General features: G+C 66.1%; 17 protein-coding genes and 1 tRNA gene. 11 read left to right on the plus strand and 7 right to left on the minus strand.

All coding sequences use genetic code 11. From position 1 onward, the window contains the following. Positions 1-147 precede the first annotated feature (147 nt). Positions 148-798 carry an RNA pyrophosphohydrolase gene (locus SB771_RS20105; RefSeq protein ID WP_011655908.1) on the plus strand — a complete coding sequence of 217 codons (651 nt, stop codon included), beginning with the start codon at positions 148-150 and terminating at the stop codon, positions 796-798. Between the two features lie 13 nt (positions 799-811). Next, positions 812-1420, plus strand: a complete 609-nt coding sequence (locus SB771_RS20110; protein WP_175661547.1) for a CNP1-like family protein — start codon at positions 812-814, stop codon at positions 1418-1420. 121 nt (positions 1421-1541) lie between these two features. On the opposite strand, the gene proB is transcribed toward SB771_RS20110, so the two are convergent. From proB to rplU, 4 genes are all read right to left on the minus strand, one after another. Beyond that, positions 1542-2660 (minus strand): glutamate 5-kinase, encoded by a 1119-nt coding sequence (gene proB, locus SB771_RS20115; RefSeq protein ID WP_006752234.1) that lies wholly within the window; start codon positions 2658-2660, stop codon positions 1542-1544. A 90-nt stretch (positions 2661-2750) separates the two neighbouring features. Further along, positions 2751-3863, minus strand: a complete 1113-nt coding sequence (obgE, locus tag SB771_RS20120; protein ID WP_012363039.1) for a GTPase ObgE — start codon at positions 3861-3863, stop codon at positions 2751-2753. A 190-nt stretch (positions 3864-4053) separates the two neighbouring features. Then, positions 4054-4317: a 50S ribosomal protein L27 gene (gene rpmA, locus SB771_RS20125; protein WP_006476999.1), complete on the minus strand. Its 264-nt coding sequence runs from the start codon at positions 4315-4317 to the stop codon at positions 4054-4056. A gap of 24 nt (positions 4318-4341) precedes the next feature. Then, the gene (gene rplU / locus SB771_RS20130; RefSeq protein ID WP_006025184.1) at positions 4342-4653 is read right to left on the minus strand and encodes a 50S ribosomal protein L21; all 312 of its coding nucleotides are present in this window, start codon (positions 4651-4653) and stop codon (positions 4342-4344) included. Between the two features lie 210 nt (positions 4654-4863). Between rplU and SB771_RS20135 the strand changes: the two genes are divergently transcribed. The 9 genes from SB771_RS20135 (at position 4864) to SB771_RS20175 (ending at position 12838) form a co-directional block, all read left to right on the plus strand. Beyond that, entirely contained in the window at positions 4864-5859 is a 996-nt protein-coding gene (locus SB771_RS20135; RefSeq protein ID WP_006752232.1) for a polyprenyl synthetase family protein, read from the plus strand. A gap of 146 nt (positions 5860-6005) precedes the next feature. Continuing rightward, positions 6006-6082, plus strand: a tRNA-Pro gene (locus SB771_RS20140). A gap of 149 nt (positions 6083-6231) precedes the next feature. Then, positions 6232-7521 (plus strand): HlyC/CorC family transporter, encoded by a 1290-nt coding sequence (locus tag SB771_RS20145; protein ID WP_165750840.1) that lies wholly within the window; start codon positions 6232-6234, stop codon positions 7519-7521. A gap of 82 nt (positions 7522-7603) precedes the next feature. Then, positions 7604-8881: a GspE/PulE family protein gene (locus tag SB771_RS20150; RefSeq protein WP_175661548.1), complete on the plus strand. Its 1278-nt coding sequence runs from the start codon at positions 7604-7606 to the stop codon at positions 8879-8881. A 5-nt stretch (positions 8882-8886) separates the two neighbouring features. Further along, positions 8887-10092 carry a type II secretion system F family protein gene (locus SB771_RS20155; RefSeq protein WP_175661549.1) on the plus strand — a complete coding sequence of 402 codons (1206 nt, stop codon included), beginning with the start codon at positions 8887-8889 and terminating at the stop codon, positions 10090-10092. A 44-nt stretch (positions 10093-10136) separates the two neighbouring features. Beyond that, a complete protein-coding gene (locus SB771_RS20160) occupies positions 10137-11048 on the plus strand; it encodes a prepilin peptidase (protein ID WP_175661550.1) in 912 nt (303 codons plus the stop codon). Between the two features lie 84 nt (positions 11049-11132). Further along, positions 11133-11741, plus strand: a complete 609-nt coding sequence (gene coaE, locus SB771_RS20165) for a dephospho-CoA kinase (RefSeq protein ID WP_175661551.1) — start codon at positions 11133-11135, stop codon at positions 11739-11741. A gap of 109 nt (positions 11742-11850) precedes the next feature. Beyond that, positions 11851-12606: a cell division protein ZapD gene (zapD, locus tag SB771_RS20170; RefSeq protein ID WP_165750835.1), complete on the plus strand. Its 756-nt coding sequence runs from the start codon at positions 11851-11853 to the stop codon at positions 12604-12606. 28 nt (positions 12607-12634) lie between these two features. Beyond that, the gene (locus SB771_RS20175) at positions 12635-12838 is read left to right on the plus strand and encodes a DNA gyrase inhibitor YacG (RefSeq protein WP_006754989.1); all 204 of its coding nucleotides are present in this window, start codon (positions 12635-12637) and stop codon (positions 12836-12838) included. A gap of 58 nt (positions 12839-12896) precedes the next feature. Here SB771_RS20175 and SB771_RS20180 read toward each other — a convergent pair whose 3' ends face one another. Genes SB771_RS20180 through argJ form a run of 3 tightly spaced genes read right to left on the minus strand, consistent with a single transcriptional unit; the run spans position 12897 to position 15482 of the window. Next, the gene (locus SB771_RS20180; RefSeq protein ID WP_175661552.1) at positions 12897-13355 is read right to left on the minus strand and encodes an NUDIX domain-containing protein; all 459 of its coding nucleotides are present in this window, start codon (positions 13353-13355) and stop codon (positions 12897-12899) included. Beyond that, positions 13352-14221: an ATP-binding protein gene (locus tag SB771_RS20185; protein WP_175661553.1), complete on the minus strand. Its 870-nt coding sequence runs from the start codon at positions 14219-14221 to the stop codon at positions 13352-13354. Before SB771_RS20185 ends, SB771_RS20180 begins: the two co-directional genes overlap by 4 nt. 19 nt (positions 14222-14240) lie before the next feature. Then, entirely contained in the window at positions 14241-15482 is a 1242-nt protein-coding gene (gene argJ, locus SB771_RS20190; RefSeq protein ID WP_165750834.1) for a bifunctional glutamate N-acetyltransferase/amino-acid acetyltransferase ArgJ, read from the minus strand. Positions 15483-15587: the final 105 nt, after the last annotated feature.

Genomic DNA, 15587 nt, shown 5'->3' on the forward strand with positions numbered 1-15587 from the left:
GACGAACGACGATGGCGCAGATGACGTAGCAGACAAATCAGGGACAATTCAGCCGCCGTACCCCGCGCGGATTCGCTCCGTCACGGTGCGCAGCGCCCGTTATCTGTTTATAATCAAAGCAATTTTAAAGGATTCGAAGGTGGTTGTATGCTGGATCGTGAAGGCTTTCGCCCGAACGTCGGCATCATCCTCTTGAACGCGCGCAACGAGGTGTTTTGGGGCAAGCGGCTCCGCGAGCATTCCTGGCAGTTTCCTCAAGGTGGGATCAAGTACGGCGAGACCCCCATGCAGGCGATGTACCGGGAGCTGCACGAGGAAACCGGCCTGCACCCGGAACACGTCAAGATAATCGGCCGCACCCGCGACTGGTTGCGTTACGAGGTGCCTGACAAGTTCATCAAACGCGAAGTACGCGGCCATTACCGCGGCCAGAAGCAGATCTGGTTCCTGCTGCGGATGGTCGGACGCGATTGCGACATTTGCTTGCGCGCGACCGATCACCCGGAGTTCGATGCGTGGCGCTGGAACGAGTACTGGGTGCCACTCGATGCGGTGATCGAGTTCAAGCGGGATGTCTATCAGTTGGCGCTGACGGAACTGTCACGCTTCCTGCGCCGCCCGGCGCAGCGAGCCGACAAGCCGCAGGGGCCGCGTCCGTCGTCGCGCTATCCGCGCGTGATCGGCACGCAGTCCCAGCAGACGCTGACGATTGTCGACACATCGGTGGTCTGTTCGGAGATCGAAGTGGAGGCGAGCACGCTCGATGAGATGCCGCCCCGCGTGATCGTCGGCAAATGACGAGTCGGACTGCATGACCGGGCGCGACCTTGGTGTCGCGCCCTTTTTTTACGAGGAATGCATATTGAAAGCGATTGCTCTCGCGCTCGCATCGGTTGTCGCTGCGGCCACGCTGGCCGGTTGCGCCAATTCGAAAGCGCCGTCCAACAAGGACGACAGCGAGTTCGTCTATCTGCTCGACCGTAAGGGTGAGTGGAAGGAAAACCCGGTCGACACGCTGCCGGCCCTGCCGCAAGCGGGCGACCTGCTGCCCTTCACCGTGTCGCAGAACACGCCGCTCAAGTTCTTCGTGGATGCGAAGTCGCTCGCGGTCGGCACCGACGGCATCGTGCGCTACGCAGTCGTCATCACGAGCCCGGCCGGCGCGCGCAACGTGAACTACGAAGGCATCCGCTGCGACACCTACGAATGGCGTCAGTATGCAGGCCTGAATTCGGATCACGACGGCTGGGACCGCACGGTCGAGAACGACTGGCGTCGCATCGAGAACGGCGAACTGAACTCGTATCACTCGGCGCTGTACCAGGACTACTTCTGCTCGAACAAGATGCCGCAGGGCACGACCAAGCAGATCATCGAGAACATCAAGTTCCACCGCACGGCGATGAGCCAGCTGCGCTGACGGCGCAACGCAGGCCGCCTGGCCGGTCCTGCGCCGCCCCGTCGCAACGAAAAAGCCCGCGCAAATGCGGGCTTTTTTGCTTTTTGGCTTTTGGGCTGTCTCGCGACGCCGGGCCGAACCGTTACACCAGCACGAGGTTGTCGCGGTGAATCAGCTCCGGCTCCAGCATGTAGCCGAGCACCGTCTCGATCTCGCCGCTCGGCTTGCGATGAATCAGCTTCGTTTCCGCGCTGCTGTAGTTCGTGAGGCCGCGCGCCACTTCACGCCCGTCGGGGCCGACGCAGGCGATGACCTCGCCGCGCGCGAACGCGCCCTGCACGCCGATCACGCCGATCGGCAGCAGGCTCTTGCCGCCGGCCGTCAGCTTCTCGACCGCGCCCGCATCGATCACGACGTGCCCGCGCACCTGCAGGTGATCGGCCATCCATTGCTTGCGCGCGGCCATCCGCGCGGTGCGCGCGATCAGCTGCGTGCCGATCGCCTCGCCGGCCGCGAGCCGCACCAGCACGTCGGTTTCGCGGCCGCTCGCAATCACGGTGTTCGCGCCGCTATGCGCCGCGCGCTTCGCCGCGAGGATCTTCGTCAGCATCCCGCCGCGGCCGAGGCTCGAACCTGCGCCACCCGCCATCGCCTCGAGGTCCGGCGCGCCCGCACTGGCTTCCGCGACGAGCGTCGCGTTCGGATCCTTGCGCGGATCGGCGGTGAACAGCCCCGACTGGTCGGTCAGGATGATCAGCGCATCGCCTTCGATCAGGTTCGCGACGAGCGCGCCGAGCGTGTCGTTGTCGCCGAACTTGATTTCGTCGGTGACGACCGTGTCGTTCTCGTTGATGATCGGCACGACGCCGAGCCGCAGCAGCGTCAGCAGCGTCGAGCGCGCATTCAGGTAGCGTTCGCGATCCGCGAGGTCGGCGTGCGTGAGCAGGATCTGCGCGGTGCGGATGTCGTGCTCGGTAAAGCGGCTTTCATAGACTTGCGCGAGCCCCATCTGGCCGACCGCGGCGGCAGCCTGCAGCTCGTCGATCTCGCGCGGACGCTTGCTCCAGCCGAGCCGCTGCATCCCTTCGGCAATCGCACCCGAACTGACGAGCACCACTTCCTTGCCCTGCGCGCGCAGCGCGGCGATCTGGGCCGCCCAGCGGCCGATTGCAGCATGATCGAGCCCCTTGCCGTCGTTGGTCACGAGGCTCGAGCCCACCTTCACCACCAATCGCTTCGAATCCGCGATGATCGAACGCATCGTGCGCCGTCTCCTGTATCTGATGCCTGCCCGGCCGGGCGCGATTGAATTCCGGCACCGGGCGCGATGCCCGGTGCGTTTCGGGTCCGCTCAGGCGTCGCCGCCGGGCGTGGCCCCGCCATCGGCGGGCGGCGCGTCGCGGAACCGCACGTCCGTGGCCAGATCTTCCTCTTCCGCCGCGCGATGCGCGTCCGAATGCTCGGCGAGGTAATCGTAGATCGCGTAGCACAGCGCTTCGCAGCCCTGGCCCGTCAGCGCCGAAATCTCGAACACCGGGCCGTCCCACTCGAAGCGGGCGAGAAAATCGGCGACGCGCGCTTCACGCTCGTCTTCCGGCACCATGTCGAGCTTGTTGAGGACGAGCCAGCGCGGCTTCTCGTAGAGCGCCTCGTCGTACTTGCGCAGTTCGCCGACGATCGCCTTCGCTTCCGCGACCGGGTCGACGTTTTCGTCGAACGGGGCCAGATCGACGAGATGCAGCAGCACGCCGGTGCGCTGCAGATGTCGCAGGAACTGGTGGCCAAGGCCCGCGCCTTCGGCGGCGCCTTCGATCAGCCCCGGGATGTCGGCGATCACGAAGCTCTTGCTCGGGCCGACCCGCACGACGCCGAGGTTCGGCGCGAGCGTCGTAAACGGATAGTCGGCGATCTTCGGCTTCGCGTTCGACACCGACGAGATGAAGGTCGACTTGCCGGCGTTCGGCATGCCGAGCAGCCCGACGTCGGCGAGCACCTTCAGCTCGAGCCGCAGCATGCGCCGTTCGCCCGGTTTGCCGTCGGTCTTCTGGCGCGGCGCACGGTTCGTGCTCGACTTGAAATGCAGGTTGCCGAGACCGCCCGCACCGCCTTGCGCAAGCATCACCTGCTGGCCGTGCTCGGTCAGGTCGGCGATCAGCTCGCCGGTATCCATGTCGGTCACGACCGTGCCGACCGGCATGCGCAGCGTGACGTCGTCACCGCCCTTGCCATAGCAATCCGAGCCGCGACCGTTCTCGCCGTTGCGCGCCAGGTGCTTCTTCGCGTAACGGTAGTCGATCAGCGTGTTGATGTTGCGGTCGGCAATCGCGTAGACGTTGCCGCCCCGGCCGCCGTCGCCGCCGTCCGGCCCGCCGAACGGAACGAACTTTTCGCGGCGCATCGACGCGCTCCCATCACCTCCGTCGCCGGCGATGACTTCGATTCGTGCTTCGTCAATGAACTTCATTCGTTACTCCGACCAGTATTTCCGCTATTGTGCCGCGCGCCGGCACGCTTGAACAATCTGCCGTTCGGCCGATTGCCCGCCGCTTCGCGACAGCCGCCGGCGCGCACATGCGCCCGGCGGCCAAATAAAAAAAGGCCCCGCGAAGACTGCGGGGCCTTTCGGCTACGAAGCCCGTGGGTGCCTAACTAACTTAGGCAGCCGCCGGGACAACGATGACCAGATGCTTCTTGTCCGCGCCCTTGGTCGCGAACTTGACGTGACCGTCGACCAGCGCGAACAGGGTGTGATCCTTGCCCATGCCGACGTTCTCGCCAGCGTGCATGCGCGTACCGCGCTGACGCACGATGATGCCGCCAGCGTTGATCGCCTGGCCGCCGTACACTTTCACGCCGAGACGTTTCGACTCGGAGTCGCGGCCGTTCCGGGAAGAGCCGCCTGCCTTTTTGTGTGCCATCTGATTGCTCCTTTACCGAGGCGCTTACGCGTTGATCGCGTCGATGCGCAGCTCAGTGTAGTTCTGGCGGTGGCCGCCGTGCTTTTGGTAGTGCTTCCGGCGACGCATCTTGAAGATGGTGACCTTGGCATGACGACCGTGCGACACAACGGTGGCCTTGACGGAAGCCCCACTGACCAGCGGCGTACCGAACTTAATCGATTCGCCTTCGCCCACTGCGAGAACCTGGTCGAGCGTGATTTCAGCGTCAATGTCAGCCGGTATCTGTTCTACTTTGAGTTTTTCGCCAACGGCAACCTTGTACTGCTTGCCGCCGGTTTTTATGACCGCGTACATTGAGAACCTCACTCTGGATCCAAATTTTCCGCACACCACGCGCGGAAAACACGTGATTATACATGGGCTTAGCACCCAAGTCAAAGCCGATCCGCGATTGCCGCGCGCAGGCCCTGGCCGGACGGCCAAAATCACGGTGCGCGCGCGTCCGACAGACCGGGATATCGCGGATTGGACTTATAATCCGCCGCATCACCCATTTCGATCATCATGTCGTCGTCCACCGCCTCCCCCACCCTCAGCGCCGCCCACCTGCTCGCCCCGATCACAAGCGACATGGAGCAGGTGAATCGCGTTATCCGGCAAAGCCTCGCGTCCGACGTGCTGCTGATCAACCAGATCGCCGAGTACATCATCGGCGCGGGCGGCAAGCGGCTGCGTCCGGCCCTGCTGTTGCTCGTCGCCGGCGCGCTCGGCGAGACGTCGCACCAGCGGCACGTGCTGGCCGCCGTCGTCGAGTTCATCCACACGGCCACGCTGCTGCATGACGACGTCGTCGACGAATCCGAGCTGCGGCGCGGCCGCCAGACGGCCAACGCGCTGTTCGGCAACGCGGCGAGCGTGCTGGTGGGCGACTACCTGTATTCGCGCTCGTTCGAGATGATGGTCGGCGTCGGCAAGATGCGCGTGATGGAAATCCTGTCGGAAGCGACGACGATCATTTCCGAAGGCGAAGTGCTGCAGTTGCTGAACATGCATGACGCGGACGTCGACGAGACACGCTACATGCAGGTGATCCGTTACAAGACGGCGAAGCTGTTCGAAGCATCGGCCCGCCTCGGTGCGGTGCTCGCGGGCGCCGATGCGCCGACCGAAGCCGCCGCGGCCGAATATGGCCGCCGGATCGGCACCGCGTTCCAGATCATGGACGACTGGCTCGACTACGCGGGCACGGCCGAAGCGATGGGCAAGAACGCCGGCGACGACCTGCGCGAAGGCAAGCCGACGCTGCCGCTCATCTATCTGATCGAACGCGGCACGCCCGAACAGTCGGCGCTCGCCCGCGAGGCGATCGAACAAGGCGGCACCGATCGCTTCGACACGATTTTCGATGCGATCACGCGCTCGGGCGCGCTCGACCATACGCTCGAATGCGCGCGCCAGGAAGCACAGGCCGCTGCAGCCGCGATCACCGCGTTCCCGGATTCGATCTACAAGGAAAGCCTGCTCGCGTTGTGCTCGTACTCGACGTCGCGGCAGTCGTAAGCTCGCGGAAAACACGAGGCGATATCCTGCCTCGAAAAAATTCTTCGCCAAGGTATTCCCTTTTTAAAAAAACATCGCTATAGTTATGTTCTTGCTCGACGACGCAGCGGTCTTGAAGAAGACGGCGAAGTCGGAAGAGTCCAAATCGGGGTGTAGCTTAGCCTGGTAGAGCGCTACGTTCGGGACGTAGAGGCCGGAGGTTCGAATCCTCTCACCCCGACCAGATTTAAAAAAACCGTGCACCGCGTGCACGGTTTTTTTTTGCCTGCTTTAGCCTGATCGCGCGGGCCCTCGTGCCGCGCGCGACACATCACGGCCGCCGGCCTCTGCTATATTCCCTCCATCCCTGTCCTTCACTGCCCATTCTGACGCGTGGACCAAATTCCCTTATGGGCGCAAATCGGCGCCGTCTTCCTGCTTCTCCTCTGCTCCAGCTTCTTTTCCATTTCCGAGACCGCGATGATGGCGCTCAACCGTCATCGGCTGAAGCATCTCGCCGGCCAGGGCGTGCTCGGCGCGAAGACCACGCAAGGTCTGCTCACGCGCACCGACCTGCTGCTCAGCGTGATCCTGATCGGCAACAACCTATTCAACACGATCATCCCGGTCCTCACGACGTCGCTCGCGCTCCACACGTTCGGCCGTAACAACCTCGCGCTGTCGATCGCGACCGGCATCGTCGCGTTCCTGATCATCGTGTTCGCGGAAATCGCGCCGAAGATCGTCGGCGCGACCTTTCCCGAGCGCATCGCGCTGCCCGCGAGTCTCGTGATCGCGCCGCTGATGCGCGTGTTCAAGCCGATCGTCTGGTTCGTCAACGCGCTCGCGAACGGCGTGCTCTGGGTGCTGCGCATTAATACGAAGAAGGGCCGCGACCAACGGATGTCGGCCGACGAACTGCGCGCGATCGTGCTCGAGTCGAGCAGCTTCATGCCGACCAAGCACCGCAGCATCCTGCTCAATCTGTTCGACCTCGAGAACATCACGGTCGACGACGTGATGGTGCCGCGCCGCCAGATCGAGTCGCTCAACTTCTACGCGCCGCTCGACGACATCCTGCATCAACTCGAGACCTGCTATCACAACCGACTGGTCGTCTATGAAGGCGACATCGACAAGGTGCTGGGCGTGCTGCACGTGCGCAAGACGCTCACCGCGCTGCACAACCAGGATTTCGACCGCGAAACGTTGCGCACGCTGCTCGCGGAGCCGTACTACGTGCCGTCAGGCACGCCGGTCGTCCAGCAGCTGCAGTATTTCCAGGAAAGCCGGCAGCGCACCGCGCTCGTCGTCAACGAGTACGGCGAGCTCGAAGGGCTCGTCACGCCCGAGGACATCATCGAGGAACTGATCGGCGAATTCACGACGTCGATGCCGCGCGGCGAACGCGCGGGCGGCTGGGATGAAAACGGCGAATGCATCGTCGCCGCCAGGATGCCGCTGCGCGAACTGAACCGCTGGCTGCATCTGCAACTGCCGACCGACGGGCCGAAGACGCTGAACGGCCTGATCCTCGAGATCCTCGAGGAAATTCCCGACGGCGACGTTTGCCTGAAAATCCGCGACGTGATGCTCGAAGTCATGCGCAGCGACGACCAGGCCGTGCGCACCGTCAAGCTCTTCAAGCCGCGCAGCACGCGCTCACGCGCCGTCGCGCGCTAGCCGAACGGCCGACTGTCGGCGCCGCCCCCGATACGCGACCATTGACCGGTCACGATCAACAGGCGGCCGAGCGCCGGCTCACATGCACTTCCCACCTCCCGGGGCGCCGCTACACATGCAGCGGCCCCCTGCCTCCACCGACGCATCGGCCGCCGACCCGCCCCATTCGCTCGATGCGGCGCAACTCGACGACTCGCCCGCCGTACGGCTGCTGACCGACACGCTGCACGCCGCCCGCGTGCGCGACGCGTCCGATATCCACGTCGAGCCATTCGAAGCAGGCTGGCGCATTCGCCTGCGCATCGACGGCGTCCTGCATGAACACGCGCGACCGCCCGTCCATCTGCGCGACGCGCTCGTGACGCGCATCAAGGTGCTCGCACGCATGGACATCGCCGAGCGCCGGCTTCCGCAGGACGGCCGGCTGCGCATCGCGGTCGACGCAGGCCTGCGAGGCGATTACCGGGTCAGTTCGCTGCCCACGCTGTTCGGCGAGAAACTCGTGTTGCGCCGCCTCGAAACGCTGCCGCCCGACCTCACGCTCGCGCGCCTCGGCTTCGACGCGCGACAGGCCGCGGCGATGGAGGCCGCGATACGCGCGCCGCACGGTCTCGTGCTCGTCACCGGCCCGACCGGCAGCGGCAAGACACTGTCGCTCTACTGCGCGCTGCAGATGCTCGATCGCGACGCGCACAACGTATGCACGGTCGAGGATCCGGCCGAGATTCAGCTCGACGGCATCAACCAGGTCGGCGTGGCGGAGAAAGCCGGGCTGACCTTCGCCACGGCGCTGCGCGCGCTGCTGCGGCAGGATCCGGACGTCATCATGGTCGGCGAGATTCGCGATGCGGAGACGGCCGACGTTGCGATCAAGGCTGCGCAGACCGGGCACCTCGTGCTGTCGACGCTGCATACGAACGATGCGCCGGCCGCTGTCGCGCGACTGCTCGATATCGGCGTCGCGCCGTACAACCTAGCCGCCGCATTGCGCCTCGTCACCGCGCAACGGCTCGTGCGGCGTCTATGCGTGAGCTGCCGCGCGCGTTCGGACGCGCCGGCGCACGCGCTGCGCGATGCGGGTTGCGATCCGGCGGCATTGGCATCCGGATGGCGCCCGTTCGTCGCACGCGGCTGTGCCGCCTGTCACGGTATCGGTTATCGAGGCCGCATCGGCCTGCATCAGACGATGCCGGTTTCACCGGAGATGGCCGAACGCATCGTCGCGCGCGCAAGCGTCGGTACGCTCACGCAATGCGCGGCGGCCGAAGGCGTGCGCAGTCTGCGCGACGCGGCACTCGCGCACGTTCGCGACGGCACGACGAGCGTCGCGGAAGCCCTGGCCGCGACGCCCGACGCGTAATCGCCATGCATGCGCCGCCTCACGAAACCCGCTTCGCGTGGCGCGGCCGTCGTCGCGACGGCACGCCGTGCCGCGGCAACGTCATCGCGTTCGATGCAGCCGCCGCACGTGCGGCGCTCGCGCGCGACGGCGTCGCGGTGCTGTCGCTCGACATCCGCGGCACGGCCCGGCCGCCGGCGGCCGGCACACGCGAGGTCACGCGCTTCACGCGTCAGCTCGCGAGCCTGCTGCAAGCCGGGCTGCCGCTCGCTCCGTCGCTCGAGATGCTTGCCCGCACCCGCACGCGCGACGGGCTCCCGCGCATCGCCGCGGGTCTCGCACGCGAGATCGTCGGCGGGCAGCGCTTCGCCGCCGCGCTGGCACGCTATCCGTCCCAGTTCGGCACGCTGTATCGCCAGTTGATCGAGGTCGGCGAAGCATCGGGAGCGCTCGGCATCGTGCTGACCCGCGTCGCGGAGCACCGCGAACGCGCCGACGCGCAATGGCGCAAGCTGTGGGCCGCACTCGCGTACCCGGTCGCCGTCATCGTGTTCGCGCTGGCGATCTCGGCCGCGCTGATGGTCTGGGTCGTGCCAACGTTCCGGCAGATCTTCGACGGCTTCGGCGCAGCACTGCCGGCGCCGACCCGCGCGCTGCTCGCCCTGTCCTCCGCGACATCGGCGTGGGGCGGCACGTTCGTCGCCGGCGCCGCGGTGGCGGGGCTCGTCGCACGCCACGCGCTGCGGCGCTCGCCGTCGCTGCGCTACAGGGCTGCGCGGCACGTGCTGAATGCGCCGTTGGTCGGCAGCGCGCTCACGCGGTTCGCGGCCGCGCGCTGGTGCCGCTCGCTTGCCACGCTGCTCGGTGCCGGCGTACCGCTCGCCGATGCATTCGCCACGCTCGAACGCACGGCCGGCCACCCGGTGTTCGAGCAGGCCACCGCGCAAATCGCCGCGCGCGTGCTGCGCGGCGCGCGGCTGGCCGATGCGATGCACGCGGCAGGCTGCTTCCCGGACGACGTGGTACAGCCGATCGCCGTCGCCGAGGAAACCGGCGCACTCGACACGATGCTCGCCGACATCGCCGCGCTCTGCGAGCGTCAGCTCGATGCGCGTCTCGATGCGCTCGCCGCGCTCGGCGAGCCGCTGATCGTGATCGTGCTGGGTGCCCTCGTCGGCGGCCTCGTGATCGCGATGTATCTGCCCATCCTTCAGCTGGGCAACGTGGTGTAGCATCGCAACCGATTCTGTCGCCTTTCAAGCCCGAACCCGAGCCCATGACGCCCGCGCCCCTGACCACCGTTTTTGATTCGCCCGACAGCACGTTGCTCGCGCTGGCGATGCTGCCGCCCGCGGTGCAGTACGCATTCGCCGTCGTGCTCGGGCTGTGCGTCGGCAGCTTCGTGAACGTCGTCGCGCACCGGATCCCGGTGATGATGCAGCGCGCATGGCAGGCCGAAATCGCCGAAGCGACGGGCAGCGCGAACGCGGCGCCCGATGACGGCTATCCGCCGCACTACGATCTGTGGCGCCCGCGCAGCGCCTGTCCGCACTGCGGCCACGTGCTGCGCGCGTGGGAAAACATCCCGCTCGTCAGCTACCTGATGCTGCGCGGACGCTGCCGCCAGTGCGGCCATGCGATCGGCGTGCGCTATCCGCTCGTCGAGGTCGCGGGTGCGCTGCTCGCCGCCGGCTCGCTCGCCGCGTTCGGCCCCACCGCCGCCGCACTCGCCGCGTTCGGGCTCTGCGCCGCGCTGCTCGCGATGAGCGCGATCGACATCCAGACCGGCTACCTTCCCGATTCGATGACGCTGCCGCTGCTGTGGGCAGGGCTCGCACTGAACCTCGGCGGCACGTTCACGTCGCTGCGTTCAGCCGTGGTCGGCGCAATGGCCGGCTACCTGTTCCTGTGGTCGATCTACTGGCTGTTCAAATGGCTGCGTGGCATCGAGGGCATCGGCTTCGGCGACCTGAAGCTGCTCGCCGCGCTCGGTGCATGGATGGGCTGGGCCGCGCTGCCGCAGGTCGTGCTGTTCGCCGCGGTGACGGGCGCGATCGTCGGGCTCGTCGCGACCTGGCGCGGGCGCATGCGCTTCGAGGAGCCGATTCCGTTCGGCCCGTTCCTCGCGGCCGGCGGCGTCGCGACACTGTTTTTCGGCACCCCTTTCTATTTGGCGCTCGGCGGCTGACATGACGCACCGATCCCGTCCGACTCGTTCGCTGCGTCGCGGGGAGGAGGTTCGTTTCCTCGTGGCGGCCCGGCGGAGGCTCACATGTTTGCAATAGGACTCACCGGCGGCATCGGCAGCGGCAAGACGACCGTCGCCGACCTGTTCGCCGCACGCGGTGCATCACTCGTCGATACCGACCTGATCGCGCACCGCATCACCGCGCCGGCCGGTCTCGCGATGCCGGCGATCGAACGCGCATTCGGGCCGGACTTCGTCGCGGCCGACGGTTCGCTCGATCGCACGAAGATGCGCGCACTGATTTTCAGCGACGACGACGCACGCCGGCGCCTGGAAGCGATCACGCATCCGCTGATCCGCGCGGAGACCGATCGCGAGGCCCGTGAAGCGCGGGGCCCGTACGTGATCTTCGTCGTACCGCTGCTCGTGGAGTCAGGTAACTGGAAGGCGCGCTGCGATCGCGTGCTGGTCGTCGACTGTCCGGTCGAAACGCAGATCGCACGTGTGATGCGGCGCAATGGTTTCACGCGCGAACAGGTCGAAGCGATCATCGCAAGACAGGCGACGCGTGAAGCGCGTCTCGCGGCGGCCGACGACGTGATCGTCAACGATGCAACGGCGCCCGATATGCTTGCCGCGCAGGTCGACGCACTGCACCAACGCTATCTCGGATTCGCGGCCGCCGCGCACTGACCGCCGCCGCAATCGTGATGGTGTACGAAATTGGCGCGTTGCTAGGGTAGAGAGTGAGCATTAGAATGTCCTGCATTGTTTCAATTCCTACCCCGAGAGGCGAGCGCGCTTGATTCTTTACGAGTATCCGTTCAACGAGCGAATTCGCACGCTGTTGCGCCTCGAAGACTTGTTCGAGCGCTTCGCGTTCTTTTTGGCTCAGGAGGACCCGCGTGAACATCACGTCGCGCTGACGACGCTGTTCGAAATCGCCGAGGTCACGGGCCGCGCGGACCTGAAATCGGATCTGATGAAGGAGCTCGAACGTCAGCGCCAGACGCTCGCTCCCTTTCGCGGCAATCCGGGCATCGAACAGAATGCGCTCGAAGCCGTGCTCGGTGAAATCGAGCAGACGCTCGCCAATCTTGCGCAGATGCAGGGCAAGACCGGGCAGCACCTGGTCGACAACGAGTGGCTCGCCAGCATCCGCAGCCGCGCGGTAATTCCCGGCGGCACGTGCAAGTTCGATCTACCGTCGTACTATGCGTGGCAGCAATGGCCCGCGGAACAGCGGCGCCACGACATCGCGAAATGGATCATGCCGTTGCTGCCGCTGCGCGACGCGGCGGCAATCGTGCTGCGGCTCGCTCGCGAATCGGGTCAGGCGTCGAAGGTGATGGCGATGCAGGGCAGCTACCAGCAGATGCTGTCGGGGCGCAGCTACCAGCTGATGCAGGTGCGCGTGCCGCCGGAACTGCGCGTGATCCCCGAAGCGAGCGCCAACAAATACATGCTGTGGGTACGGTTCACCATGCAGGACGGCGACGTGCGGCCGCGCGCGGTGGACATCGACGTGCCGTTCCATCTGACACTCTGCAATCTGTAACGGCCCCGCGCCGGTTCGACGCTTTCGTATGACTACCGTTGTGAAATGTCCTTCGTGCGGCGCAGAAGTGCGCTGGACACCTGAAAACAAGTTCCGCCCGTTCTGTTCGGCCCGCTGCAAGCAGCTCGACCTCGGCGCTTGGGCCGCGGAAAAGTACCGGATCGGCGGGTCCTCCGACGAAGGTCCGTCGTCCGAGGAAGAAGACGGCACCGACGGCCGCCGCGACAGCTGAGCGGCGCGCCGCACCCGCAGGCGGATGCGGCCCGCTTTTCAGGCGAGCCGCCGCGGCGTCATTGCGACGCCGCTTCCTTCTCGAGCAATGCCAGCACCGGCAGCGCCGCCGGCAACAGCGGCGCGACGTCGACCGGCAGTTGCTGCCACACGAACGCCTGGCCTTCCTTGCTGTGCGGCTCGCCCGTCCAGCCCGTCACCTTGCAGAAATAGAGCCGCACGTACGCATGCGGATAGTCGTGCTCGAGCGTATGCCAGCGGTGGCTGGCGGTAACGACGATGCCGAGTTCCTCGTGCAGCTCGCGCGCCAGCGCGTCCTCGACGCTCTCGCCGGCTTCCAGCTTGCCACCCGGGAACTCCCAGTAGCCCTCGTACGGCTTGCCCTGCAGCCGCTGCGCAAGCAGGTAGCGGCAGCGGCCGACCGGCTCGCCGGGCTGTACCATCACGCCGACCGCGACTTCCGTCACCTTGCGGCCGTCAGGCGCGCGCACGGCGCCCACTGCGGAATCCGTGCTCATGCCTGCTCCTTGCGACCCGACCAATCGCGCGCGAACTGCCACGCGACGCGTCCCGAGCGCGAACCGCGCTCGAGCGCCCACACGAGCGCGTCGCCGCGCGCCGTCTCGATCTCGCCGTCCGCGCAGCCGAAATGGCGCAGCCAGTGCGCGACGATGTCGAGATAGTCGTCCTGCTTGAACGGGTAGAAGCTGACCCACAGGCCGAAGCGTTCCGACAGCGAAATCTTTTCCTCGACGACTTCACCGGGGTGGATCTCGCCGTCCGGCAGATGCTTGTACGACTCGTTGTCGCTCATGTACTCGGGCAGCAGATGGCGGCGGTTCGACGTCGCGTAGATCAGCACGTTGTCGGACTGCGCGGCGATCGAGCCGTCGAGCGCGACCTTCAGCGCCTTGTAGCCCGATTCGCCTTCCTCGAACGACAGATCGTCGCAGAACACGATGAACCGCTCCGGACGCTTCGCGATCAGGTCGACGATGTCGCCGAGATCGTGCAGGTCGTCCTTGTCGACTTCGATCAGGCGCAGCCCGTCCTTCGCATAGGCGTTCAGGCACGCCTTGATCAGCGACGACTTGCCGGTACCGCGCGCACCGGTCAGCAGCACGTTGTTCGCCGGCTTGCACTGCACGAACTGTCGCGTGTTCTGTTCGATCAGCCCTTTCTGCCGATCGATGTTGTGCAGGTCGTCGAGCGTGATCGACGACGCGGCCGGCACCGGCTGCAGATAGCCGCGCCCCTGGCGCTTGCGCCAGCGGAACGCGGTGGCGGCATTCCAGTCGACAGCCGCCGGTGCGGGCGGCAGCATCCCCTCGAGGCGGCCGAGCAGCGCTTCGGCACGCGTCAGAAACTGTTCGAGCTTGTCCATGTCGTCCGAGCGCTCCCGATCAGGAGCGGTAATCCGCGTTGATGCTCACGTAATCGTGCGACAGGTCGCACGTCCAGACGGTAGCCTGCGCGTCGCCGCGGCCGAGCAGCACGCGGATCGTGATTTCGCTCTGCTTCATCACGCGCTGGCCGTCCTCTTCCTGGTAAGCCGGGTTGCGGCCGCCGGCCTTCGCGACGAGCACGTCGTCGAGATAGAGATCGATCTTGTCGACGTCGAGATCCGTGACGCCCGCATAGCCGATCGCCGCGAGAATCCGGCCCAGGTTGGGGTCGGAAGCGTAGAAGGCCGTCTTCACCAGCGGCGAATGACCGATTGCGTAGGCAATCTGGCGGCACTCGGCGACGCTCTTGCCGCCTTCGACCTGCACCGTCATGAATTTCGTCGCGCCTTCGCCGTCGCGCACGATCAGCTGCGACAGCACTTGGGCGACCTGCGTGACCGCTTCGCGCAGCGCCGCATAGGCCGGCGAGTCGGTCGACGTGATCGCGGGCAGCGTGCTCTTGCCCGACGCGATCAGGATGAACGAGTCGTTGGTCGACGTGTCGCCGTCGATCGTGATGCAGTTGAACGAGCGATCGGCCACTTCCTTCACGAGCGTGTCGAGCACCGGCTGCGCGACGTTCGCATCGAACGCCAGGAAGCCGAGCATCGTCGCCATGTTCGGCTTGATCATGCCCGCGCCCTTGCTGATGCCCGTCAGCGTGACCGTGTGACCGTCGATCGTCACCTGGCGCGACGTGGCCTTCGGCAGCGTATCGGTCGTCATGATCGTCTGCGCGGCGTCGTACCAGTTCGCGGCCTGGCGGTTCGCGAGCGCGGCCGGCAGCCCTGCCTTCAGGCGGTCGATCGGCAGCGGCTCGAGAATCACGCCGGTCGAGAACGGCAGCACCTGGGCAGCGTCGATGCCCGCGAGGCGCGCGAGTTCCGCGCAGGTTTCGCGCGTGTGCGCGAGGCCCGGCTCGCCGGTGCCCGCATTCGCATTGCCCGTATTCACGACGAGCGCACGGATGCCCGCGCCGCCCGCACGCACGATGGCCAGGTGCTCGCGGCATACGATCACCGGAGCGGCGCAGAAGCGGTTCTCGGTGAATACGCCGGCGACCGTCGCCCCTTCGTCGACGGAAATGACCAGCACGTCCTTGCGATTCGGCTTGCGGATGTTCGCTTCCGCCCAGCCGAGCGTGACGCCGGCGACGGGATGCAGTTGGGCGGGATCGATCGACGGAAAATTGACAGCCATGGGGCACACCTGCCGGATGGAAAATGCCGGCACGCGCCGGCATTGATTGGAAGAACCGACGGCCGCACGAGCGGCCGCCGCAACTCACTTCACTGACTCGAAAGC

Source organism: Burkholderia sp. SIMBA_051, assembly GCF_046534915.1.
In the GTDB taxonomy this organism is placed as follows: Bacteria; Pseudomonadota; Gammaproteobacteria; order Burkholderiales; family Burkholderiaceae; genus Burkholderia; species Burkholderia ambifaria.